Raw genomic sequence first — 22,436 nt, 5'->3', positions numbered from 1 at the left:
AAAAAGTGTTTGAAAGATCTCCCTAAAGACTTACAAAGCGATATTTTAGCTAAAGAGAGTCTGAAAGCTTATAAAGATTGCGTATCTCAAGCCAAAACTGAAGCTGAGAAAAAAGAATGCGAGAAATTACTCACCCCTGAAGCGAAAAAAAAGTTAGAAGAAGCTAAAAAAAGCGTTAAGGCTTATAAAGATTGCGTATCTCAAGCCAAAACTGAAGATGAGAAAAAAGAGTGTGAGAAATTACTCACGCCTGAAGCGAGGAAACTTTTAGAGAATCAAGCGCTAGATTGTTTGAAAAACGCTAAAACCGAAGCTGAGAAAAAAAGGTGTGTCAAAGATCTCCCTAAAGACTTACAGAAAAAGGTTTTAGCCAAAGAGAGCGTTAGGGTTTATTTGGATTGCGTATCAAGAGCCAAAAACGAAGCTGAAAGAAAAGAATGCGAGAAATTACTCACGCCTGAAGCGAGAAAGCTATTAGAAGAAGCTAAAAAAAGCGTTAAAGCTTATAAAGACTGCGTATCAAGAGCCAGGAATGAAAAAGAGAAACAAGAATGCGAGAAATTACTCACGCCCGAAGCGAGGAAATTTTTAGCGAAAGAACTCCAACAAAAAGATAAAGCGATCAAAGATTGCTTGAAAAACGCCGATCCTAACGACAGAGCGGCTATCATGAAGTGTTTGGATGGTTTGAGCGATGAAGAGAAGCTCAAATACCTGCAAGAAGCTAGAGAAAAGGCTGTTGCGGATTGTTTGGCTATGGCTAAAACCGATGAAGAAAAAAGGAAATGCCAAAACCTTTATAGCGGTTTGATCCAAGAAATCCAAAACAAAAGGGCACAGAACAAACAAACTCAATTGAGTAAAACAGAAAGGTTGCATCAAGCAAGCGAGTGCTTGGATAACTTAGATGACCCTACTGATCAAGAAGCCATAGAGCAATGTTTAGAGGGATTGAGCGATAGCGAAAGGGCGCTAATTCTAGGAATCAAACGACAAGCTGATGAAGTGGATCGGATTTATAGCGATCTAAGAAGCCGCAAAACCTTTGATAACATGGCGGCTAAAGGTTATCCATTGTTGCCAATGGATTTCAAAAATGGTGGCGATATTGCCACTATTAACGCCACTAATGTTGATGCGGACAAAATAGCTAGCGATAATCCTATTTATGCTTCCATAGAGCCTGATATTACTAAGCAATACGAAACAGAGAAAACCATTAAGGATAAGAGTTTAGAAGCTAAATTAGCTAAGGCTTTAGGTGGCGATAAAAAAGATGACGATAAAGAAAAAAGTAAAAAACCCACAGCAGAAACTAAAGCAGAAAGCAATAAGATAGACAAAGATGTCGCAGAAACTGCCAAAAATATCAGCGAAATCGCTCTTAAGAACAAAAAAGAAAAGAGTGGGGATTTTGTAGATGAAAATGGTAATCCCATTGACGATAAAAAGAAAGAAGAAAAACAAGATGAAACAAGCCCTGTCAAACAGGCCTTTATAGGCAAGAGTGATCCCACATTTGTTTTAGCGCAATACACCCCCATTGAAATCACTCTGACTTCTAAAGTAGATGCCACTCTCACGGGTATAGTGAGTGGGGTTGTAGCCAAAGATGTATGGAACATGAACGGCACTATGATCTTATTAGACAAAGGCACTAAGGTGTATGGGAATTATCAAAGCGTGAAAGGTGGCACGCCTATTATGACTCGTTTAATGATAGTCTTTACTAAAGCCATTACGCCTGATGGGGTGATTATACCTCTAGCAAACGCTCAAGCAGCAGGCATGCTGGGTGAAGCAGGGGTAGATGGCTATGTGAATAATCACTTCATGAAGCGCATAGGCTTTGCTGTGATAGCAAGCGTGGTTAATAGCTTCTTGCAAACCGCGCCTATCATAGCCCTAGATAAACTCATAGGCCTTGGCAAAGGCAGAAGTGAAAGGACACCTGAATTTAATTACGCTTTGGGTCAAGCTATCAATGGCAGTATGCAAAGTTCAGCTCAGATGTCTAATCAAATTCTAGGACAACTGATGAATATCCCTCCAAGTTTTTACAAAAATGAGGGCGATAGTATTAAGATTCTCACAATGGACGATATTGATTTTAGTGGCGTGTATGATGTTAAAATTACCAACAAATCTGTGGTAGATGAAATTATCAAACAAAGCACCAAAACTTTGTCTAGAGAACATGAAGAAATCACCACAAGCCCCAAAGGTGGCAATTAATTCAAGAGAAAGGATAAAATATATTCATGTTATTAAACTCGGTTCTTTACAAAATAAAAGACAAAACCAACAATAGGCTCTTCTAGAGGATATAGTGGCGGAAAAAACCAAGCAAAAACAATGAAAGGAAACAGCAATGGAACTCGGTTTTAATGAAGCAGAAAGACAAAAGATCTTAGACAGCAACAGCTCTCTTATGGGAAATGCAAATGAAGTAAGGGATAAGTTTATTCAAAATTACGCCTCTTCTTTAAAAGATAGCAACGATCCGCAAGATTTTTTGAGAAGAGTTCAAGAGTTAAGAATCAATATGCAAAAGAACTTTATTAGTTTTGATACTTATTACAACTATTTGAACAACCTTGTGTTAGCGAGTTACAATCGTTGCAAACAAGAAAAGACTTTTGCAGAAAGCACGATCAAAAATGAACTAACGCTTGGAGAGTTTGTTGCAGAAATTTCTGACAACTTCAATAATTTTACGTGTGATGAAGTGGCAAGAATTTCAGACCTAGTGGCTTCTTATCTGCCAAGAGAGTATTTACCGCCATTCATAGATGGCAATATGATGGGCGTGGCGTTTCAGATCCTAGGGATAGATGATTTTGGAAGGAAGCTCAATGAGATTGTCCAAGATATAGGGACTAAATATATCATTTTGAGCAAAAATAAGACTTATCTCACTTCTTTAGAAAGAGCTAAATTGATAACCCAATTAAAATTAAATTTGGAATAAGAACATGACTGAAGACAGATTGAGTGCAGAAGATAAAAAATTTCTAGAAGTAGAAAGAGCTTTAAAAGAAGCGGCATTAAATCCTCTAAGGCATGCTACTGAAGAACTTTTTGGTGATTTTTTAAAAATGGAAAATATCACTGAGATTTGTTACAATGGGGACAAGGTTGTATGGGTTTTAAAAAATAATGGCGAATGGCAACCATTTGATGTGAGAGACAAGAAAGCTTTTAGCCTGTCTCGTTTAATGCATTTTGCTCGGTGTTGTGCAAGTTTTAAGAAAAAAACAATAGACAACTATGAAAATCCTATTTTGAGCAGCAATTTAGCGAATGGTGAAAGGGTGCAGATTGTCCTTTCCCCTGTTACAGTTAATGATGAAACCATTTCCATATCCATAAGGATACCTAGCAAAACAACCTATCCTCATAGCTTCTTTGAAGAGCAGGGTTTTTATAATCTACTAGATAACAAAGAACAAGCGATCAGTGCGATTAAAGATGGTATTGCTATTGGTAAGAATGTGATTGTTTGTGGTGGCACAGGAAGCGGTAAAACGACTTATATCAAAAGCATCATGGAGTTTATCCCCAAAGAAGAAAGGATCATATCCATTGAAGACACCGAAGAGATTGTATTCAAACACCACAAGAACTACACGCAGCTCTTTTTTGGTGGGAATATCACCTCTGCTGATTGCTTAAAGTCATGTTTGAGAATGCGGCCTGATAGAATCATTTTAGGGGAACTCAGAAGCAGTGAGGCATACGATTTTTATAATGTGCTTTGTAGCGGTCATAAAGGCACGCTAACCACTCTGCATGCAGGGAGCAGCGAAGAAGCGTTTATTCGTTTAGCCAACATGAGTTCATCTAATAGTGCAGCAAGGAATATCAAGTTTGAAAGTCTCATTGAAGGCTTTAAAGATTTGATTGATATAATCGTTCATATCAACCACCACAAACAGTGTGATGAGTTTTATATCAAACATAGGTAGTAGGAACAATGGAAGACTTTTTGTATAACGCCTTATACTTCATAGAGGATTATAAGTTGGTTGTTATTTTTAGTTTCATAGGGTTAATAGCGTTATTTTTCCTCTACAAATTCATAAAAACTCAAAAAAAGGCTCTTAAAGATAAAGCTAACCAGCCTCAAAAGAAAAAAAGCTTTAAAGAGATCATTATAGATGGGCTGAAAGAAAGGGTTAAAACCTTTGGCTTTTGGTTGCAAGCTATACTCTTACTATCCTATTCTTTTATCACATCAGGGTTATTTTTCTTGATTCTCTTAGGTAATTTTTATGATGACAATCGATTGCCTGAGAGCGATGATGATCTTTTTGATATATGGATCTATGCGATACAAGATTTTCCTAATTACTATTTTAAAGCGCTCACTTTTAGCTCACTCAAGATTTATGGGTTCAATATATCCTTAGTCGTATATAGTTCTATTTTATGCTCTTATATCTTCATTACCTTTTTTGTGTGGTTCTTAAAATACTTAACTCGGACTAGAGATATAGGAGCGAATAAAAAAGTTGATGATCTCTTTGGTAGCGCGAGTTGGGAAACTGAAGAGAAAATGATCAAAGCCAAGCTCATCACGCCCAACAATAAAAAACGTGCCTTTGACAAACGAGAGGTGATTGTAGGCAGGCGTGGCTTGGGGGATTTCATCGCTTACGCAGGGCAGGCGTTCATTGGCTTGATTGCTCCCACTAGAAGCGGTAAAGGTGTGGGTTTCATCATGCCCAATATGATCAATTATCCTCAAAATATCGTTGTGTTTGATCCTAAGGCTGACACTATGGAAACTTGCGGGAAAATCAGAGAAAAACGCTTCAACCAAAAAGTGTTCATCTATGAACCTTTCTCCTTAAAAACACACCGATTCAATCCTTTCGCTTATGTGGATTTTGGTAATGATGTGGTTTTGACTGAAGACATACTCTCTCAAATTGACACACGCTTAAAAGGGCATGGCATGGTGGCTAGTGGAGGGGATTTTTCCACTCAAATCTTTGGATTGGCTAAGTTGGTGTTCCCTGAAAGACCTAATGAAAAAGATCCTTTCTTTAGCAATCAGGCGCGAAACCTTTTTGTCATCAATTGCAATATTTACAGGGATCTCATGTGGACTAAAAAGGGATTAGAGTTTGTCAAAAGAAAAAAAATCATCATGCCTGAAACCCCTACGATGTTTTTCATAGGTTCTATGGCAAGCGGGATCAACCTGATTGATGAAGACACAAACATGGAAAAAGTCGTGTCTTTAATGGAATTTTTTGGAGGTGAAGAAGATAAGAGTGGCGACAATCTAAGAGCGCTTAGTCCTGCCACTAGAAACATGTGGAATAGCTTCAAGACAATGGGCGGCGCTAGAGAAACTTATAGCTCGGTTCAAGGGGTATATACTTCAGCCTTTGCACCTTACAATAACGCCATGATTAGAAATTTCACGAGCGCTAATGATTTTGATTTCAGGCGTTTAAGGATCGATGCAGTGAGTATTGGTGTGATCGCTAATCCTAAAGAAAGCACTATTGTTGGACCGATATTAGAGCTGTTTTTCAACGTGATGATTTATAGCAATTTGATTCTGCCAATCCATGATCCACAATGCAAAAGAAGTTGCTTGATGCTCATGGATGAATTCACTTTGTGTGGCTATTTAGAGACCTTTGTTAAAGCGGTAGGGATTATGGCAGAATACAACATGCGCCCCGCTTTTGTGTTTCAAAGTAAGGCGCAACTAGAGAATGACCCCCCACTTGGTTATGGTAGGAATGGCGCTAAGACTATTTTAGACAACCTTTCTTTGAATATGTATTATGGAATCAACAACGATAACTACTATGAACACTTTGAAAAACTTTCTAAGGTGTTAGGGAAATACACAAGACAAGACGTGAGCCGAAGCATTGATGATAATACAGGTAAGACCAACACTTCTATCAGCAACAAGGAGCGGTTTTTGATGACCCCTGATGAATTGATGACTATGGGCGATGAGCTTATTATTTTAGAAAATACGCTCAAACCTATCAAATGCCACAAGGCGCTTTACTACGATGATCCATTTTTCACCGATGAACTCATTAAGGTGAGTCCGAGTTTGAGCAAGAAATACAAATTGGGGAAAGTGCCTAATCAGACGACTTTTTACGATGATTTGCAAGCCGCTAAAACCAAAGGCGAATTGAGTTATGACAAGTCTTTAGTGCCTGTGGGTTCAAGCGAACTGTGATTTTAATTTCTAATCATTGATTTCGTTCTGGAAATCCTTCAAAATCAGATCAAACGCTTCTTTGCTAAAAAAATAATCTTTGTCTTGCATGAATCGTTTGAGTTTTCCTATATCTTTAGTGAAATTTTCACTCATCAAAAGCTTGTGTGTTCTTTGATTTGCTAGCCATCGCTTTTATTGGATTGCTGCATGCGCTAGATTAAAATTCATCAATCCATTTTTACAGCACCTATGCCCAGAGAAAATGGCATGAATTGGAAGAATTCTTACGCTATATGTCTTTATAAGGAAAGCAAAAGCCTATTCCAAAAAATAAAAAGACAAAATATCTTAACAAAAAGAAGCAAAATATATTTTAGAAAAATTAAAAAATAATGATGTAAATGATATTATTATAAATCAATAAGATAGGAGAAATGTATCATCAAGATTGCTTGTAAAAATTACAAAGATTCAAAAATAGTTAGTATGCTCTACTCGTTGTAACGCACTTGCGAATAAATGCAACGAAACTTCTTCACATAAGCACCATTAGGGTTGTGTTTCATTCCCCCATTGTAAGCGCCTATTGCCATTTCTACTAATTGATACACGCTTTTGTTGGGGTGTTTTTGGTGGTAATAATCAAAATTTTCTTTTAAAATTTGTTTGGCTAATTGGATCGCAAAATCCACATCGTTTAACAATTTGGTTTTGAGGAGCGTTTTAGAGTAGGTAGGATAGAATTTTTTAGCGGTGTTTAAAGTGATATGAAACATGGAATAAGAAGTGTCTTTTGTGGAAATTTCGCGCTTGTTGTTCAACCCTAGAGAGCTTTCTAATAAAGCGATAGAAATAAGCGTTCTGCACACCACTTCATTGTTGCAACCTTTTTGATGGATATGGATAAGATTTTCATACTGCTTGAAACTAATGGTTACCTTTTGGCATGGATAGGCTAAAGAAGTAAGGAATAAAGTCAGACCAATCCATTTCTCAAACAAAACTTTAACTTACTTTGAATCTTTTAGTAACGCTTTTTGCAACTTCTGCTTGTCGTATTTGAGCTTGTCTTTTAGTGGTGAAAGCAGATTTTGAACACTCTCATAACCACACAGCATTCCCTCTTTATAGGGGTCGTTTTTGATTTTTGCATAGAGGCTAATGCCATTAGCGTAACACAAGCCGTTAGACTTGATGTAGTAGCTTTTGATTTCTTCTTCTAAGTTCCTCAAGTCATTAGGGTTGAGAGGCGTTTTTTTGCTGTAAGAATTTTCACTGATCAAAGTCCCCTCATAGCTTCTTTTGATCGTGGTCTCCTTATCCACTAATAATCCATTATAGTTTTCTTTTTCTTTGATAACTCTCATTGTTTCATCAGAATTACTTGTTTTAGGAGGAATAGGCACTTCCACTACTCTAGGTTTCTTAGTGTTTTTCTTTTTCAACTCTGCTTTTAGAGCTTTTAGTTTCTTTTGATTTTCGAAGTCTTTGAGTTTGTATTTAGCCAATTCAGCCTCTTGTTTTTCTTTTTCTGCTAAGAGTTTCTTTTCCCTCTCTTCCTCATTGGCTATGAGTTGGGAGTTAGCGATTAGCTCTTCTATGAGCTTCTCTTTGCTGTTTTCAGGAGCGGTTTGGGTGGCATAAGGTGATGGTTGGGCCTCATTGGCGTTATTTGTCTCTTTGAGTCTATACAAGCTATAAGGAGCAACGATATTGGGTTTTTGAATAACGCTATCGTTACTAGGCATAGCTACCATCTCATCTCTTAGGGGCGAACACACTTCATCATTAGGTCTGCAGATCACATCGTTGGCGTAGTTGAAATACGCGCGTTTTTGTTGTTCAAAAAGCTTATTCTCATCAATTGACGCTCCCTTATCAAGCGTGTGGGCATTAGGATCGCTTCTTTTTGGCACTCTTAAAAAAGTCGCTTGGGCATAAGGCATGTTCTCATTGATTTTTAACACAAACTTAGCGTTTCGTTTGTTGAGCGCTTTTAGAATGTTGTAATACCCATTGACTTGTTCTAACGAACCTGTGATGATGATGAGATCCGCATAAGTCCCCATCGCTCTTGTTTTGATAATGGGGTTTTCTATGGATAAATAGTTGTTGTAATCCAATAGATCCATAGCGTAGAGATAGGTTTTGTCTTTCAAAGCGCTATTACCAAACCAATCCCCAAAGCTTTTGTCATTCACGTTCAAGGTGTCGTATATATCAAAAAGCGCTTGAGTTTTTGTGTCATCAACAGAGACATATTGAGGTTTCTTATTATCAGGGATCTGTTGGCGCTGTTTAGCTTCTTTTTTGAGGCGTTTAGCCTCTTTCTTGGTCTCTTTAGTTTCTTTAGTGGCCTTAATGACCTTATCGGCTTCACTTATTTCTTTAGCATGAAGAGTGTTAGAGGTTAGTAAGCCTATGAGCGATACAGCGGTTGCTAGTTTTCTAAACATTGGTTTCCTTTTTTTTTCAGATTGATATAGAGACAAAATTCCATTGCATTTAAGATAAGTGATATAGCTGTAAAAAACTCATTGTTTTTGAAATTCTTTTTTCTTTTCATCAATCCATTGCATTTGGGATATTTAGGATCTTGTGAATCCACGCTAGCGGTCCATTTGCACTTAAGATAATTTTTACATCCTAAAAAAAAAGAATTTTCTTTAATATTAGCTTTTACACCAGCCAAAATGAAACGCTCAAGGCGTTTGATTTTTTGCTTTTCAATCTTATTAAGCAATTCTTTTTTTTCTTTTTCTAAATCTTTTTTTCGTTCGTTTTGTTTTGCAAGATCGATAAAGTAAAACTTCCTATTGCAATTCTTACAAGCGTAAGCTCCTCCCCTACCACTTTCTACTTTTTCCATTATGGGCGTGTTTTCACAATGCAAGCAGACCATTTTCATTGAGCCATTTATTTCTCGTAAAACGCCCTTACAGTCGCCTTTATTTACATAATTAGAGCAACCACAAAATGAGACACCATTCAATTCTCTTTGTATCATTTTAGGTGTGTTACAAACAAGACAAATCAAATATTCTCTGACTCTCTTAATATTAAACTTAGAAAAATTATTACTCACATTGTAACTCGTAGCTAGACTCATACTGCAAATAACTACTCTTAAATCTAAAAAAAGAATTTATAGGTTGCTTGTGTAAGTCATGCAGTGAGTAACAAACCACCAAAACACCTAAATTTGTGAGATTTTCCCTTATTCTTTCTTCAGTCAAAATCGTTGTTTTACCTCAATCTTTAGTCTCTTTAGCTTCAGTTGGTTCGTTGGTAACGCTTGTTACTCGAGATTTTTGGGTTTCGTTATTGACAGTTGTTGCCGCTTTAGGTTGTTTTTTGGACAATTTTTCAACTAATTTCACTAAGTTGATATTAGAAAAAGACAAAAAGATTCCTATTGCGACAAAGATTATCCCAACAATCCCCATAGCACCGCTCAAGACACAACATAAAACCCCTGCTCCAATGAGACCTAATGAATCATAACGCTTATCAGTCAAATTGTTTTTGAAAAAATTTACAAAAGCGTTTGGTTTCTTTGTTTCATGGGTTGTTTCAGTTGTATTGATTGTGTCAGCCATAGTGTTACCTCCATAAGGTATATTCTCAATTTGTTACTATGAAACAAATTCATGTTATTATAGCAAAAAATATGAAACCATCTCCCTATTGCTTGTTGCCATTATGCTGTTGTTTGTAGTCTAAAAAAGAGATGATTTGATAGAATGAAGCGTTTAAGTTAGATCAATTAAGCTTGCTCTTTTGTTTGACATTTTTAAGTTTAGCTTTGAGTTTAGCTCTTTTGGTCTTGTTCTTTACTTGCAATTCTTCAACTGCTATCCATTCAAATTGCTTTGAAAGTTCGCTTGTGATCTGGCTAGAAAAACAGGCTAAAGAATGGCTCAAATTGTAAAAGGATCTGACATGTTTAAAGATTTTTATCGCACCACCCTCTCTTTTTTAAAGCCTTTCTTGCTTTTACTAGTTTTATTGTTGCCGTTTTCACTTTGTATAGCTGATGAATATATTAGCATAAGTGATGATTGGGATGAAAGGGCGCGAAATCAGTGGGATGAAATTGCGCGAAATCATAAGACATATTATTTTGAAAATGGTTTAGACCATTTTAATCAAGGCCAATACAAACAAGCCTTTAAAGATTTTAAATTGGCGCAAGAATACAGCATTGGGCTTGGCAGCGTTTATTTAGCCAAAATGTATTTGGAGGGAAAGGGCGTGAAAGTGGATTACAAAAAAGCGCAATTCTATGCACAAAACGCTATCAAAGGGTATGGGAGCGGGTTGTTAGGGGGCGCTCTTATTTTAGGACGCATGCAAGCAGAAGGCTTAGGGATGAAAAAGGATTTGAAACAAGTGCTTAAGACTTACAGGCATGTGGTTCGCATATTTTCTAATAAAAGCACAAATTATTTTGCTAACAATTTTAGATTACCAAACCTTGCGTTCACTAGTATGCTTATTGGATCGCGATTCATTGATCTTTCAGGTTTGAGCGCGAATCCTATAAAATTTGGAAATAAATTTGGAATACTTGTTAAGAAATCCACTCAAATCAAAGATAAGACACTTCTTTGGGAAGATATTGCTGAAATTTCAAGCAATATTATTTTACTCAAACAACAAATGGGGGAGATCCTTTATAGGATTGGGATCGCTTATAAAGAAGGGCTTGGCACTAGAAAGAAAAAGAACAGGGCTAAAAAATTCTTGCAAAAATCCGCAGAATTTGGCTATGAAAAAGCCATGGAAGCTCTGTAGTTTTAGAAAATACACCTACCTAATCTTTACTATCACTTGGCTAAAATCGAGTTCTTTGCTTTAATCTTAAAAAATACCTTTGAGCATTTTTTAAATCTTATCATCGACACTCTATTAAAGTGGGATTATTAACCCACTCATTCAATTCTAGCATGAATAAGTGGTGATAAATTCAAAGGGATGGGGTTTGCTCTCCCATGGGAACACTTCAGCGTTGAATTTAAGAGACTGATAGGCTTGAATAAATTCTTCGCTAAAGACCTGACCTTCTTTTAAATACTGCTTATCGGCTAGCATTTCTTCTAACGATCGCCTTAAAGTGTGGGGCATTTGTTTGATACCTTTTTCCCTAATTTCATCTAAAGTCAATTTGAAAAGGTTGATATCCATCGCCTCGCCGGGATCAATCTTATTTTTAACGCCATCCATGCCTGCCATTAAAATCGCTGCAAAAGCCAAGTAGGGGTTTGATGAGCTGTCAGGAAACCTGAATTCAAACCTCGCGCTGTTTTTAGAAATCCCATAAGGGATACGCACGCTCGCACTCCTGTTATTAGCCGAATAAGTTAAAATAGATGGGGCTTCATATCCCGGAATCAGGCGTTTGTAAGAGTTAGTGGAAGCGTTAGTGAAAGCGGCTAACCCTCTAGCGTGGCGCAACACGCCCCCTAAAAAATGCAACGCAAACTCGCTCAAGCCCTTGTAAGTTTCGCCGCTAAAAAGGTTTTCGTTGTTTTTCCAAACGCTCACATGGGTGTGCATCCCGCTCCCGTTATCCCCATATAGGGGTTTTGGCATGAAAGTGGCGGTTTTCCCGTTTAAATGAGCGACCATCTTAACCACATATTTGAGTTTTTGGATATTGTCAGCGGCTTCCACTAAATCCCCAAATTTCACGCCCACCTCGCCTTGCGCTTGCGCGACTTCATGATGGACGACAAAAGTTTCTAGCCCCACTTGGTTTAAGACTTTCACGATTTCTGTGCGAATATCCATCATCGTATCCGTTGGCGGCACAGGCATATAGCCCCCTTGCTTGCCCGGTCTATGCCCAAAATTCACGCCATTTTCAAAGCTCTTATCCCTATTCCATTCGCCCTCTTCGCTATCCACTTCATAATATTGGGAATTGGAAGCGTCTTTAATCTTAATAGAATCAAAGATGAAAAATTCGTTCTCTGCACCAAAATAAGCCACATCGCCCAAACCTGAATCTTTTAAATGCTGTAAGGCTTTTTTAGCGATACTTCTAGGGCATTTCTCATAAGGCTGGTTTTTATACACATCATACACATCGCAAAACACGACCACACTCACATCCGCGCTAAAAGGGTCAATGAAATAACGCACCAAATCAGGGATTAAAATCATATCGGAGTGTTCAATGCCTTGCCAGCCCTTAAAACAACTCGCATCAAAGGGAATCCCCTCTTTAAAAATGCCATGCGTTAGAGCCCCAAAAGAATAAGCAATGTGATTCCAAGTGCCTTTAATATCGCTGAATCTAAAATCCACAAATTCCACTTCATTTTCTTTGCAAAATTCAAAAAACTCTTTGATCTTGCTTTCACTATTTTGAGTTCTTACTATCATTAACCACCTTTAATTGTTATGAATTGAGTTTGATTGATAGGGGTGATTATAGCATTTATGGGGTAAAAAAGCAAAATCTGTATCAAGTTTGATTAAGATGCATGCGGTAAAATCCGCTAAATCAAGGAGTGTTATTCATGAAAGCAAGAGAAGCCACACTATTAGAATTTTTTGAACAAAATCAAACGAATCAATTTGTCATTCCCATCTATCAGAGGTTGTATAGTTGGAAAAAGGAACAATGCGAACAATTATGGGATGATATTATAAAAATTGGCGGAAATGATAAGATGAACGGGCATTTTATCGGTTCTATTTTGTATGTGCGAGTTGATGATACGCACTCTAGCCCATTACTCATCATTGATGGCCAACAAAGGCTCACTACTATCACGCTTTTATTCATCGCTTTAAGGAATCACTCAAGCGATGAAGCTAAGCGTAAAAAAATGGAGAGTTATCTTATCAACAGCGATAAGGACGGCGATAAGAAATTCAGACTCATCTTATCAGAGTCTGATAGAGACACCTTGCTGTCTTTGATTGATAAAGACAGAAGAAAACCGAGCGAGCCTTCGTTAAAAATAGTGGAAAATTTTAAATTGTTTGAAAAATGGATCCGTAAAAACACCGACAAACTAGAAACCATTTTTAAAGGATTAGAAAAACTCATGATATGTTGGATTGCTTTAAAGAAAGAAAAAGATGATCCTCAACTTATTTTTGAGAGCATGAACTCAAAAGGTATCGAACTTACGCAAACGGATTTGATCAGAAATTATATCGTAATGGAAACGGAGGTTGAAAAACAGGAAGACTTTTATAATCAATATTGGAGGGCTATGGAGGAGGATTTTAAACAAAATGAAACATTGTTTAATCGGTTTGTCCGGCATTACCTCACGATCAAAACAAGAGAAATCCCTAATATCAATAAAGTTTATGAAGCTTTCAAGGATTACCGGCAAAAAAAGGGGATAGAAATAGAGGATTTATTAAAAGATTTACAAAAATACTGCGGGTATTTTTGCCAGATCGTATTCAAAAAAGAAAAAAAAGAAGACGAAAAAAAAAGAAGACGAAAAAAAATTAAACAAGGCTTTAAGTTTTTTGGTGGATTTAGAGATGGATGTGATCTATCCGCTACTTTTAGAGCTTTATAGCGATTATAGCGATGGTGTTTTATCCAAGCAGGATTTTATCCCTATTATCGCTTTAACAGAGAGCTATATTTGCAGAAGGGCGGTGTGCGGTATTCCTTCCAACGGACTCAATAAATTCTTTCCCTCTTTTACAAAAAAGATTGATAAAAAGCAATACCTTAAAAGCGTGGAGGAGCATTTTGGGTCGCTAACAGGGAATCAAAAATTTCCAAACGATTTTGAATTTAAAGATTCTTTTATTACGAAAGAACTTTATGGTCGAAATAAAACAAAGAAAAAGAAAACTAAATACTTTCTTGAAAGGCTAGAAAATTTTGACACAAAAGAGCCGGTCGATACTAAGGAATGCACTATAGAGCACATCATGCCTCAAACACTCGAGGAAGAATGGAAAAGGGATTTGGGTGAAAATTTTCAAGCAATACACGATAAATACCTCCACACAATAGGCAATCTCACTCTAACCGGTTATAACAAGGAGTATAGTAACAATTCTTTCCAAGAAAAAAGAGATATGGAGAAGGGCTTCAAACAAAGCCCGTTGAAACTCAATCAAAGTTTAAAAGATTTGGAATCTTTTGGCGAAAAAGAGATTGAAAAAAGAGCTAATGATTTGGCGGATTGGGCTTTAAAGATTTGGACTTATCCCAATCTAGATGCAGAAACATTAGAGAAATATAAACCCAAAAAAGAAAAAAAGGTTTATGATTTAAGCTCTTATAAGTTTAGCTCTCATTCAAGGGAATTATTTGATATTTTAAGCAAAGAGATTAAAGCTCTTGATGAAAGGATAACCGAAAAATTTAATCAAGAGTATATCTCTTATATGTTTGACAAAAATTTTGTGGATATTGTTGTGCAAACAAAAGACTTAAAATTGTATTTAAATATGCCATTTAATGAACTGCAAGACGAAAAAAATTTGGCAAGGGATATGACTAATAAAGGTCATTTGGGGAATGGAGACATAGAAGTCAAGCTAGAAACAAAAGAGAGTATCCCTTATTGTTTGGGGTTGATCAAACAGGCTTTAGAAAAACAGATGGGTGGTAGGAACAGGCAATAAAAACCCAACTTATTAAAATAAAGAGTATAATTACAAATTACTTACAACTTAAAGGGGATATAATGAAAGTTCTATTATTAGAAGATGTGAAAAATTTAGGCAAAGCGGGTGAAGTGTGTGAGGTTAAAGATGGCTATGGGAATAACTTTTTAATCGCTAACCAAAAAGCCAAACTCGCCACTAACGAAGTGATCAATAAATACAAAGCCGAAGTTAAAAAGAAAGCGGAAAAAGAAGCCCTAGAAAAGGCACAAAAATTGCAAATGGTAGAAACCTTACAAACCATCACGCTGACTATCCATAAAAAAGTCGGCGCAAACGGCTCTTTATTTGGAGCGATCACTAAGGAAGAAATCACGGAGCGTTTGAAAGAACAGCATGCGAGTTTAGATTTAGATAAAAAAGACATTGAACTCAAACACCCGATTAAAAGCACAGGGATTTATGAGATTGAAGTCAAGCTTGGATCGGGGATTGTGGGCGCGTTTAAAATTGATGTGGTGGCTGAGTAGAAAATGTTTGAAGCGACAACGATCCTAGGCTATAGAGGGGAGATGGGGGGCAAGAAGTTCGCCCTCATTGGAGGCGATGGGCAGGTAACTTTGGGGAATTGCGTGGTCAAAGCCAATGCGACAAAAATCAGAAGCTTGTATCACAACCATGTTTTAAGCGGGTTTGCCGGAAGCACCGCGGACGCTTTTAGTTTGTTTGATATGTTTGAACGCATTTTAGAGAGCAAAAAAGGGGATTTGTTTAAAAGCGTGGTGGATTTCAGCAAAGAATGGCGCAAAGACAAGTATTTACGCCGACTGGAAGCGATGATGATCGTTTTAAATTTGGATCACATTTTCATTTTGAGCGGCACGGGCGATGTTTTAGAGGCTGAAGACAATAAGATCGCTGCTATTGGGAGTGGGGGGAATTACGCTTTGAGTGCGGCTAGGGCTTTAGATCATTTCGCTCATTTAGAGCCGAGAAAACTTGTAGAAGAGTCCTTAAAAATCGCAGGGGATCTTTGCATTTACACCAACACGAATATTAAAATTTTGGAGCTTTAATGTCTAAATTGAATATGACCCCAAGAGAAATTGTCGCTTATTTAGATGAATATATTATTGGGCAAAAGGAAGCTAAAAAGTCTATCGCTATCGCTTTTAGGAATCGTTACAGGCGTTTGCAACTGGAAAAATCCTTACAAGAAGAAATCACGCCTAAAAACATTTTAATGATTGGTTCTACTGGCGTGGGTAAAACTGAAATCGCAAGAAGAATAGCAAAAATCATGGAACTCCCCTTTGTGAAAGTGGAAGCGAGCAAATACACAGAAGTGGGTTTTGTGGGGCGCGATGTGGAGTCTATGGTAAGGGATTTGGTCAATAACAGCGTGCTTTTAGTGGAAAATGAGCATAAAGAAAGATTAAAAGACAAGATTGAAGAAGCGGTTATAGAAAAAATCGCTAAAAAACTCTTACCCCCCTTGCCTAGTGGCGTGAGCGAAGAAAAAAAACAAGAATACGCTAACAGCCTTTTAAAAATGCAACAAAGGATCGCGCAAGGCGAGTTGGATAGTAGAGAAATTGAAATTGAAGTGCGTAAAAAAATCATAGAGATTGATTCTAATGTGCCGCCTGAAATTTTAAGGGTTCAAGAAAATGTGATCAAGTTTTTCCATAAAGAACAGGATAAAGTCAAAAAAACTTTAAGCGTTAAAGAGGCTAAAGAAGCCCTAAAAGCAGAAATTAGCGACACGCTTTTAGATGGCGAAGCCATTAAAATGGAGGGTTTGAAGCGCGCGGAAAGTTCAGGGGTGATTTTTATTGATGAAATTGATAAGATCGCTGTAAGCTCTAAAGAAGGAAGCCGTCAAGATCCCAGTAAAGAGGGGGTTCAAAGGGATTTGTTGCCGATTGTAGAGGGGAGTGTGGTGAATACGAAGTATGGTTCTATTAAAACAGAGCATATTTTATTCATTGCAGCAGGGGCGTTTCATCTTTCTAAACCAAGCGATTTGATCCCTGAATTACAGGGCCGTTTCCCTTTAAGAGTGGAGTTAGAAAATTTAACCGAAGAAATCATGTATATGATTCTAACCCAAACTAAAACCTCTATCATCAAGCAATACCAAGCCCTTTTAAAAGTGGAGGGCGTAGAAATTGCGTTTGAAGACGATGCGATCAAAGAGTTAGCCAAACTTTCTTATAACGCCAATCAAAAAAGCGAAGATATAGGCGCTAGAAGGTTGCACACCACTATTGAAAAAGTGCTAGAAGACATTAGTTTTGAAGCGGAGGATTATTCTGGGCAACGTATCATTATCACTAAAGAATTGGTTCAATCCAAGCTAGGGGATTTAGTGGCTGATGAAAATTTAGTGAAGTATATTTTATAATGAAAACTAAGGCGGGCTTTGTAGCTCTTATAGGCAAACCAAACGCTGGAAAAAGCACTCTTTTAAACACTTTATTAAACGCTCATTTAGCTCTTGTTTCGCATAAGGCTAATGCGACCAGAAAATTGATGAAATGCATCGTGCCTTTTAAAGATAAAGAAGGGTATGAGAGCCAGATCATTTTTTTAGACACACCAGGGCTCCATCATCAAGAAAAATTGCTCAACCAGTGCATGCTCTCACAGGCTTTAAAAGCGATGGGCGATGCTGAATTGTGCGTTTTTTTAGCTTCTGTGCATGATGATTTGAAAGGGTATGAAGAGTTTTTGAGTTTGTGCCAAAAACCCCATATCTTGGCTTTGAGTAAGATTGACACAGCCACGCACAAGCAGGTTTTACAAAAATTACAAGAGTATCAAAAATATTCATCGCAATTTTTAGATCTAATACCTTTGAGTGCGAAAAAATCTCAAAATTTAAACGCGCTTTTAGAATGCATCAGCAAGCATTTAAACCCTAGTGCATGGCTTTTTGAAAAGGATTTAATGAGCGATGAAAAAATGTGCGATATTTATAAGGAAATCATTAGGGAGAGTTTGTTTGATTTTTTGAGCGATGAAATCCCTTATGAAAGCGATGTGATGATTGATAAATTTATAGAAGAAGAACGCATGGACAAGGTGTATGCGCGCATTATCGTAGAAAAAGAAAGCCAAAAAAAAATCGTGATAGGCAAAAACGGGGTGAATATCAAACGCATCGGGACTAACGCGCGATTAAAAATGCAAGAAGTGGGCGAAAAAAAGGTTTTTTTAAACTTGCAAGTGATCGCTCAAAAATCATGGAGTAAGGAAGAAAAGAGCTTGCAAAAACTGGGCTATATCTATCAAAGGAATAGGGATTGAAAAAAATATTACCGGCTCTATTAATGGGGTTTGTGGGATTGAACGCTGATGAGCGTTTGTTAGAAATCATGCGCCTTTATCAAAAACAAGGCTTAGAAGTGGTGGGTCAAAAGCTGGATTCTTATTTAGCGGATAAGTCTTTTTGGGCAGAAGAGCTTCAAAACAAGGACACGGATTTTGGCTATTATCAAAACAAGCAGTTTTTGTTTGTGGCGGATAAATCCAAGCCCAGTTTGGAGTTTTATGAAATAGACAACAACATGCTTAAAAAAATCAACAGCTCTAAAGCCCTTGTAGGCTCTAAAAAGGGCGATAAAACTTTAGAGGGCGATTTGGCCACGCCTATTGGAGTGTATCGTATCACGCAGAAATTAGAGCGTTTGGATCAATATTATGGCGTTTTGGCTTTTGTAACGAATTACCCTAATTTGTATGACACTTTGAAAAAACGCACCGGGCATGGCATTTGGGTGCATGGAATGCCTTTAAATGGCGATCGGAATGAATTGAACACCAAGGGTTGCATTGCGATTGAAAACCCTATTCTAAGCTCTTATGACAAAGTGTTGAAAGGCGAAAAAGCGTTCCTTATCACTTATGAAGACAAGTTTTCCCCCAGCACTAAAGAGGAATTGAGCATGATTTTAAGCTCCCTTTTTCAATGGAAAGAAGCCTGGGCTAGGGGCGATTTTGAACGCTACATGCGTTTTTATAACCCCGATTTCACTCGCTATGATGGCATGAAATTCAACGCTTTTAAAGAGTATAAAAAAAGGGTGTTTGCAAAAAATGAAAAAAAGAATATCGCTTTTTCTTCTATCAATGTGATCCCTTACCCCAACTCTCAAAACAAACGCTTGTTTTATGTGGTGTTTGACCAAGATTATAAGGCCTATCAGCATAACAAACTCTCTTATAGCTCCAATTCTCAAAAAGAACTCTATGTAGAGATTGAAAACAATCAAGTGTCTATTATAATGGAAAAATAAGCTAGAGATAGGCGCTAAAGTCAAAGCCACGATAAAAGACAAAGTAATGGAAGCCAAAGTCATTGGCATTAGAAATAATCGTGCAACTTTACAGAGTGAAAAAGGGAATGAAGCTTTAAAAATAACAAATGATAAAGAAATATTAATTAAGAATTATGAAGAGAGGATTTTAGGAGTTGTGAGAGTGAAGCATGGTATTAGTTTTGTAGATGTGAGTATTCCATATTATGGATATAAGTTAAGTCTTTGTTTGGAAAGAATTGAATATATAGGGGAATTCACTCTATTTTGCTTGCATGCTTTTGGAGATGGATTAAATCTTAATAAATTATCGCAAGTTACAGAGATTGATTCTATGACCATTCAAAAACACCTAGATTTTTTAGTAAAGCGGGGTTTTGTCAATGAAAAACACAAGATCAGCACTTATGGGTGCAACATTTTAAAATTACATGATGAAATCAACAAATTTAATCGCACAAATCGGGTGGTGTTTTTGGAAAATGCAGCGAGAGAAAAAATAAAAAGATGGCGTGAACGCCAAGAGCTAACAGATCGTTCTTGTGGGTGGCTCATCGCAGGAGAAGATTTAAGCCTACAAGAATTTGAGAAACTTTATAATGCGCACAAGGATATTGAACAGGTATTGCGCTTATTGGATAATGCGAAAGACTTCAAAGATGTTTCAGATGAGATCAGGGTGCGTTTAGAACCAAAGGGAGTAGAGCGGTTTTTAGTTTTTAAAATCAATCCAAAGGCGCTAACACATGCAAAGATCGAAGGGAAAACATATGCCCGTGCAATCCATGGGGAGCAAGAGTGTTTTATAGAGATAGAAACACTCTGCAAGCAACTATGATAAGCATCGATCTCTTTAAAACCGATGGGCGTTTTGCGCGTGGTATGCGCAACACAAAAATCATCTATAGTGCCATACGCTATGGAGCAAAAGGAATTGCTAAAGTGAGTCCAGTCTTAGTCTGTGTAGATGTGGTGCTTAGTTTGGCTGATATGATCCATTCTTATGGCCAATATCGTGCCGCTAAAGAGCAAACCAAACAATTAGAAATAATACGCAATACTTTAAGAAAACAATATGAAAATCTTTTGATAGAATTAAGATTAGACAAACAGAAGCTCAGATTACAGCTTGCCCAAGACTTAGAAAAGATAGATGCTAGAATACACAAGAATGCGGATAAAATGCATCAGCTTAAATTAGCTTATAAAAGCAACTTTATAATTTTAAAATGCATCAAGGAACATTTAGATGAATATGAGAAAAAATTCCCTTATGACAATGCCCAAAGAATTGTAGCCTTGCGCCAACAATACCATGAAGCGCTCACAGCGCATTGCCAAGTATCTTTAAACTTTATAGTGAGGTTAATATGAAAAGCGTTAATTTACCCACACCAAAAGGAAACTCTAAAGGGGGTTTCCTTGACAACCTCTCTTTATCAGATATGTTAAAGTTGGTAACTGCTTCTAAAGACTTGATTTCATCAGCGATCAATGCCCAGAAAGAAATTAGCAAAGAGCAAGAAAAGACTAAACAAGTAGAAATGCAAGCAAATCAAGAGATGATAGCTTCAAACAACAGATTGAGAGAAAAGATCGCTGAATTCCAAAGAGATATAACAGCACTCAATAAGATGCATGAACAAGAAATGCTCAGACTCTCCAATGAGCATGAAAAAGACATGAAGCTTTTAGAAATAATGCAAGGCATCATCAATAAGATTGATTCGCTGAATCAATTTTTAATCTGCGAACATGGGGAACATCAAATGGTGGATGAATTGCATGCGCAACTGATTCATTACCAACAAGCTTTGCTTGCATTAACATCTAAGGTGAATTAATGCTACCCTTTATTGTGGGTGGGGCTATCCTAGCAGTTGGTTTTGGAGCGTTAGCGTTTTTTTTTGATGTTGAAACCGAAAAAGAAAAAGAACGCCAAAACACGCTCAAAAAGATATAGAGGGCTATACGCACAAAGCGTAACAGGCTAAAAAACACCACAAACACCAACAAACCCTAAAGATCGCAGACCATTGTCTCAATATTATCCAACGCTATTTGCAAGAAATTGAAAGATTGCAACAAGAAAAGAAAGAGACACCCACGCAATTAGAGGCTGTTCTAGAGCAAATCCAACAAGAAATGAAACCTCTACCCATACAGCAAAAACATGCACTGCAAATATATTACAACCGCTTTGAAGACGCGCAACGCCGTGCTTTAGCTTATTTGGATTATTTGTCTCGCTTAAAAACTCAATTACAAGAGAAAGAAAAACGCCTTAAAAGTGATTTGGGTGAGATTAAAAAATTAAAGCAAAAGGTCAAAGAGAATGAAAAGGATATTAAGAAACATCAAGAGGCATTAGAACAATTTGAAGAATGGCGTGATGAATCGCAATCTAATAACCCAAAGAATGCCGTTAAAATGCAAGAGTGGATGGATGAAAGACAAGAAAAAATTGACAGGGCTTGGCACTTTATCAATAAGACTCAAAGCCGGATAAAGAAAAAAGAATGCGCCATAGATGAAATTTTAAAGCATATCCAAACTATGGAGCCAAACTATCTCTTGCCTCAAGACTTTCTTTATGTTGGAAAACTTGCTTGTGTCAATAAAAGTGAAATCTATGCGCATAATAAAGATGAAAAAAGCAATATTTATGGGCAACGCCTAAGTTTGGAATCTGGAGAACATGAAAAAAAGTTATGGGATTCTTATAACTCTCAAGAGAAATTTTATATTTTAATCACACGGCAAAATAAAGAAGACAACAGATTTTTCAAAGCTAGCTTGTGTAAAGGTTTGCTCTATAAACACATTTTAGAAGAGAGCGTTTTTGAAGTGTCGCCTAGGTATGAAGATGCAATTGATAAGAAAATGACCAAGTGTTTGTTTCATGGGATACAACTTTCACTACCCATTGGATACAAGGAATTTAAACATAAAAAGTACACACCAAGGGATACTCTCAAGGTGTGGGTAACAAATTATGACAGCTTGCTAAAAAATGTATTCATTGCTGAAAAAGAGCCAGAACCCAAACACATGGATGTGATTATGCTTTTTAATGACCGACTGGAATCTCAAATTTTAAAATATGCTTATATTTTTAATGACTTCAATCTTAATTATTCCGTGTTAGATTATCAAAAGAATGGAGCAATCAAAAATACCTCGCAATTTTACGATCCTAAGAATATTATCCGTTGGATTAATGTTGAAGGGGAGCATCAACTAGAAAAAACAAGTAGCTATAACAAAGCTCAAGTTCAAAAAATCATAGAGCTTTTAGAGCAAATCAA

21 protein-coding genes and 2 pseudogenes are annotated in these 22,436 nt (G+C 37.0%); 15 read left to right on the top strand and 8 right to left on the bottom strand.

Annotated features, from left to right (window positions below):
• From I6852_RS07535 to cag5, 4 genes are all read left to right on the top strand, one after another.
• Window positions 1–2,235 (top strand): TraB/TrbI/VirB10 family type IV secretion system protein (locus tag I6852_RS07535; protein ID WP_331458765.1); only part of this gene is annotated, 2,235 nt, incomplete at its 5' end.
• Between the two features lie 136 nt (window positions 2,236–2,371).
• Complete coding sequence (gene cagZ, locus I6852_RS07530; RefSeq protein ID WP_197292024.1) at window positions 2,372–2,971, top strand: cag pathogenicity island translocation protein CagZ; 600 nt, start codon at window positions 2,372–2,374, stop codon at window positions 2,969–2,971.
• 4 nt (window positions 2,972–2,975) lie between these two features.
• On the top strand, window positions 2,976–3,968 hold the full coding sequence (gene virB11, locus I6852_RS07525; protein WP_079370134.1) for a cag pathogenicity island type IV secretion system ATPase VirB11: 993 nt from the start codon (window positions 2,976–2,978) through the stop codon (window positions 3,966–3,968).
• Between the two features lie 8 nt (window positions 3,969–3,976).
• A complete protein-coding gene (gene cag5 / locus I6852_RS07520) occupies window positions 3,977–6,223 on the top strand; it encodes a VirD4 family type IV secretion system ATPase Cag5 (RefSeq protein WP_197292023.1) in 2,247 nt (748 codons plus the stop codon).
• A gap of 9 nt (window positions 6,224–6,232) precedes the next feature.
• Here cag5 and I6852_RS08140 read toward each other — a convergent pair whose 3' ends face one another.
• The 7 genes and pseudogenes from I6852_RS08140 to I6852_RS07495 form a co-directional block, all read right to left on the bottom strand.
• The gene (locus I6852_RS08140; RefSeq protein ID WP_001293461.1) at window positions 6,233–6,358 is read right to left on the bottom strand and encodes a hypothetical protein; all 126 of its coding nucleotides are present in this window, start codon (window positions 6,356–6,358) and stop codon (window positions 6,233–6,235) included.
• A gap of 338 nt (window positions 6,359–6,696) precedes the next feature.
• The gene (cag4, locus tag I6852_RS07515) at window positions 6,697–7,206 is read right to left on the bottom strand and encodes a VirB1 family T4SS lytic transglycosylase Cag4 (RefSeq protein ID WP_197292022.1); all 510 of its coding nucleotides are present in this window, start codon (window positions 7,204–7,206) and stop codon (window positions 6,697–6,699) included.
• A gap of 9 nt (window positions 7,207–7,215) precedes the next feature.
• Window positions 7,216–8,661, bottom strand: a complete 1,446-nt coding sequence (gene cag3, locus I6852_RS07510; protein WP_197292021.1) for a type IV secretion system outer membrane cap subunit Cag3 — start codon at window positions 8,659–8,661, stop codon at window positions 7,216–7,218.
• The gene (locus I6852_RS07505; protein ID WP_197292020.1) at window positions 8,646–9,314 is read right to left on the bottom strand and encodes a cag pathogenicity island protein; all 669 of its coding nucleotides are present in this window, start codon (window positions 9,312–9,314) and stop codon (window positions 8,646–8,648) included. Before I6852_RS07505 ends, cag3 begins: the two co-directional genes overlap by 16 nt.
• On the bottom strand, window positions 9,283–9,441 hold the full coding sequence (locus I6852_RS08240; protein WP_077644408.1) for a cag pathogenicity island protein: 159 nt from the start codon (window positions 9,439–9,441) through the stop codon (window positions 9,283–9,285). Before I6852_RS08240 ends, I6852_RS07505 begins: the two co-directional genes overlap by 32 nt.
• A gap of 15 nt (window positions 9,442–9,456) precedes the next feature.
• Window positions 9,457–9,804 (bottom strand): cag pathogenicity island protein Cag1, encoded by a 348-nt coding sequence (gene cag1, locus I6852_RS07500; protein WP_097557208.1) that lies wholly within the window; start codon window positions 9,802–9,804, stop codon window positions 9,457–9,459.
• A 97-nt stretch (window positions 9,805–9,901) separates the two neighbouring features.
• Window positions 9,902–10,099 (bottom strand): annotated as a pseudogene (locus I6852_RS07495) (transposase); the annotation flags it as partial.
• Window positions 10,100–10,147: 48 nt separating this feature from the next.
• Between I6852_RS07495 and I6852_RS07490 the strand changes: the two are divergent.
• On the top strand, window positions 10,148–11,002 hold the full coding sequence (locus I6852_RS07490; protein WP_197292019.1) for an SEL1-like repeat protein: 855 nt from the start codon (window positions 10,148–10,150) through the stop codon (window positions 11,000–11,002).
• 147 nt (window positions 11,003–11,149) lie between these two features.
• Here I6852_RS07490 and glnA read toward each other — a convergent pair whose 3' ends face one another.
• Entirely contained in the window at window positions 11,150–12,595 is a 1,446-nt protein-coding gene (glnA, locus tag I6852_RS07485) for a type I glutamate--ammonia ligase (protein WP_197292018.1), read from the bottom strand.
• 137 nt (window positions 12,596–12,732) lie between these two features.
• On the opposite strand from glnA, the pseudogene I6852_RS07480 reads away from it, so the two are divergent.
• The 10 genes and pseudogenes from I6852_RS07480 to I6852_RS08080 all read left to right on the top strand — a co-directional run.
• Window positions 12,733–14,824 (top strand): annotated as a pseudogene (locus tag I6852_RS07480) (GmrSD restriction endonuclease domain-containing protein).
• Between the two features lie 62 nt (window positions 14,825–14,886).
• Complete coding sequence (gene rplI, locus I6852_RS07475) at window positions 14,887–15,336, top strand: 50S ribosomal protein L9 (RefSeq protein ID WP_162968263.1); 450 nt, start codon at window positions 14,887–14,889, stop codon at window positions 15,334–15,336.
• 3 nt (window positions 15,337–15,339) lie between these two features.
• Window positions 15,340–15,882 carry an ATP-dependent protease subunit HslV gene (hslV, locus tag I6852_RS07470; RefSeq protein ID WP_150144132.1) on the top strand — a complete coding sequence of 181 codons (543 nt, stop codon included), beginning with the start codon at window positions 15,340–15,342 and terminating at the stop codon, window positions 15,880–15,882.
• Window positions 15,882–17,213: an HslU--HslV peptidase ATPase subunit gene (hslU, locus tag I6852_RS07465; protein WP_197292017.1), complete on the top strand. Its 1,332-nt coding sequence runs from the start codon at window positions 15,882–15,884 to the stop codon at window positions 17,211–17,213. The genes hslV and hslU overlap by 1 nt, the downstream gene beginning before the upstream one ends.
• Window positions 17,213–18,118 (top strand): GTPase Era, encoded by a 906-nt coding sequence (gene era, locus I6852_RS07460; RefSeq protein WP_197292016.1) that lies wholly within the window; start codon window positions 17,213–17,215, stop codon window positions 18,116–18,118. Before hslU ends, era begins: the two co-directional genes overlap by 1 nt.
• A complete protein-coding gene (gene csd6, locus I6852_RS07455; protein WP_197292015.1) occupies window positions 18,115–19,107 on the top strand; it encodes a cell shape-determining L,D-carboxypeptidase Csd6 in 993 nt (330 codons plus the stop codon). Before era ends, csd6 begins: the two co-directional genes overlap by 4 nt.
• Before the next feature lie 46 nt (window positions 19,108–19,153).
• Window positions 19,154–19,966: a MarR family transcriptional regulator gene (locus I6852_RS07450; RefSeq protein WP_231626164.1), complete on the top strand. Its 813-nt coding sequence runs from the start codon at window positions 19,154–19,156 to the stop codon at window positions 19,964–19,966.
• Window positions 19,963–20,502, top strand: a complete 540-nt coding sequence (locus tag I6852_RS07445; RefSeq protein ID WP_197292026.1) for a hypothetical protein — start codon at window positions 19,963–19,965, stop codon at window positions 20,500–20,502. The genes I6852_RS07450 and I6852_RS07445 overlap by 4 nt, the downstream gene beginning before the upstream one ends.
• On the top strand, window positions 20,499–20,972 hold the full coding sequence (locus I6852_RS07440; RefSeq protein WP_197292014.1) for a hypothetical protein: 474 nt from the start codon (window positions 20,499–20,501) through the stop codon (window positions 20,970–20,972). The genes I6852_RS07445 and I6852_RS07440 overlap by 4 nt, the downstream gene beginning before the upstream one ends.
• Before the next feature lie 217 nt (window positions 20,973–21,189).
• On the top strand, window positions 21,190–22,436 hold a 1,247-nt coding region (locus I6852_RS08080), incomplete at its 3' end, for a hypothetical protein (RefSeq protein WP_231626163.1).

Source organism: Helicobacter pylori (assembly GCF_015904775.1).
Lineage (GTDB): Bacteria > Campylobacterota > Campylobacteria > Campylobacterales > Helicobacteraceae > Helicobacter > Helicobacter pylori_DM.
Note: the sequence above shows the minus strand (reverse complement) of the source record. Positions and strands in the feature narration are given on the sequence as shown.

Bases quoted from the DNA above. Each gene is read 5' to 3' on its own strand.
- I6852_RS07445 (WP_197292026.1), top strand. From the start codon at position 19,963: ATGATAAGCATCGATCTCTTTAAAACCGATGGGCGTTTTGCGCGTGGT.
- cag3 (WP_197292021.1), bottom strand. From the start codon at position 8,661: ATGTTTAGAAAACTAGCAACCGCTGTATCGCTCATAGGCTTACTAACC.
- virB11 (WP_079370134.1), top strand. From the start codon at position 2,976: ATGACTGAAGACAGATTGAGTGCAGAAGATAAAAAATTTCTAGAAGTA.
- I6852_RS07490 (WP_197292019.1), top strand. From the start codon at position 10,148: ATGTTTAAAGATTTTTATCGCACCACCCTCTCTTTTTTAAAGCCTTTC.
- glnA (WP_197292018.1), bottom strand. From the start codon at position 12,595: ATGATAGTAAGAACTCAAAATAGTGAAAGCAAGATCAAAGAGTTTTTT.
- hslU (WP_197292017.1), top strand. From the start codon at position 15,882: ATGTCTAAATTGAATATGACCCCAAGAGAAATTGTCGCTTATTTAGAT.
- era (WP_197292016.1), top strand. From the start codon at position 17,213: ATGAAAACTAAGGCGGGCTTTGTAGCTCTTATAGGCAAACCAAACGCT.
- hslV (WP_150144132.1), top strand. From the start codon at position 15,340: ATGTTTGAAGCGACAACGATCCTAGGCTATAGAGGGGAGATGGGGGGC.
- cag1 (WP_097557208.1), bottom strand. From the start codon at position 9,804: ATGGCTGACACAATCAATACAACTGAAACAACCCATGAAACAAAGAAA.
- I6852_RS07450 (WP_231626164.1), top strand. From the start codon at position 19,154: ATGGAAGCCAAAGTCATTGGCATTAGAAATAATCGTGCAACTTTACAG.
- rplI (WP_162968263.1), top strand. From the start codon at position 14,887: ATGAAAGTTCTATTATTAGAAGATGTGAAAAATTTAGGCAAAGCGGGT.
- cag5 (WP_197292023.1), top strand. From the start codon at position 3,977: ATGGAAGACTTTTTGTATAACGCCTTATACTTCATAGAGGATTATAAG.
- I6852_RS08140 (WP_001293461.1), bottom strand. From the start codon at position 6,358: ATGAGTGAAAATTTCACTAAAGATATAGGAAAACTCAAACGATTCATG.
- I6852_RS07440 (WP_197292014.1), top strand. From the start codon at position 20,499: ATGAAAAGCGTTAATTTACCCACACCAAAAGGAAACTCTAAAGGGGGT.
- I6852_RS07505 (WP_197292020.1), bottom strand. From the start codon at position 9,314: ATGAGTCTAGCTACGAGTTACAATGTGAGTAATAATTTTTCTAAGTTT.
- cagZ (WP_197292024.1), top strand. From the start codon at position 2,372: ATGGAACTCGGTTTTAATGAAGCAGAAAGACAAAAGATCTTAGACAGC.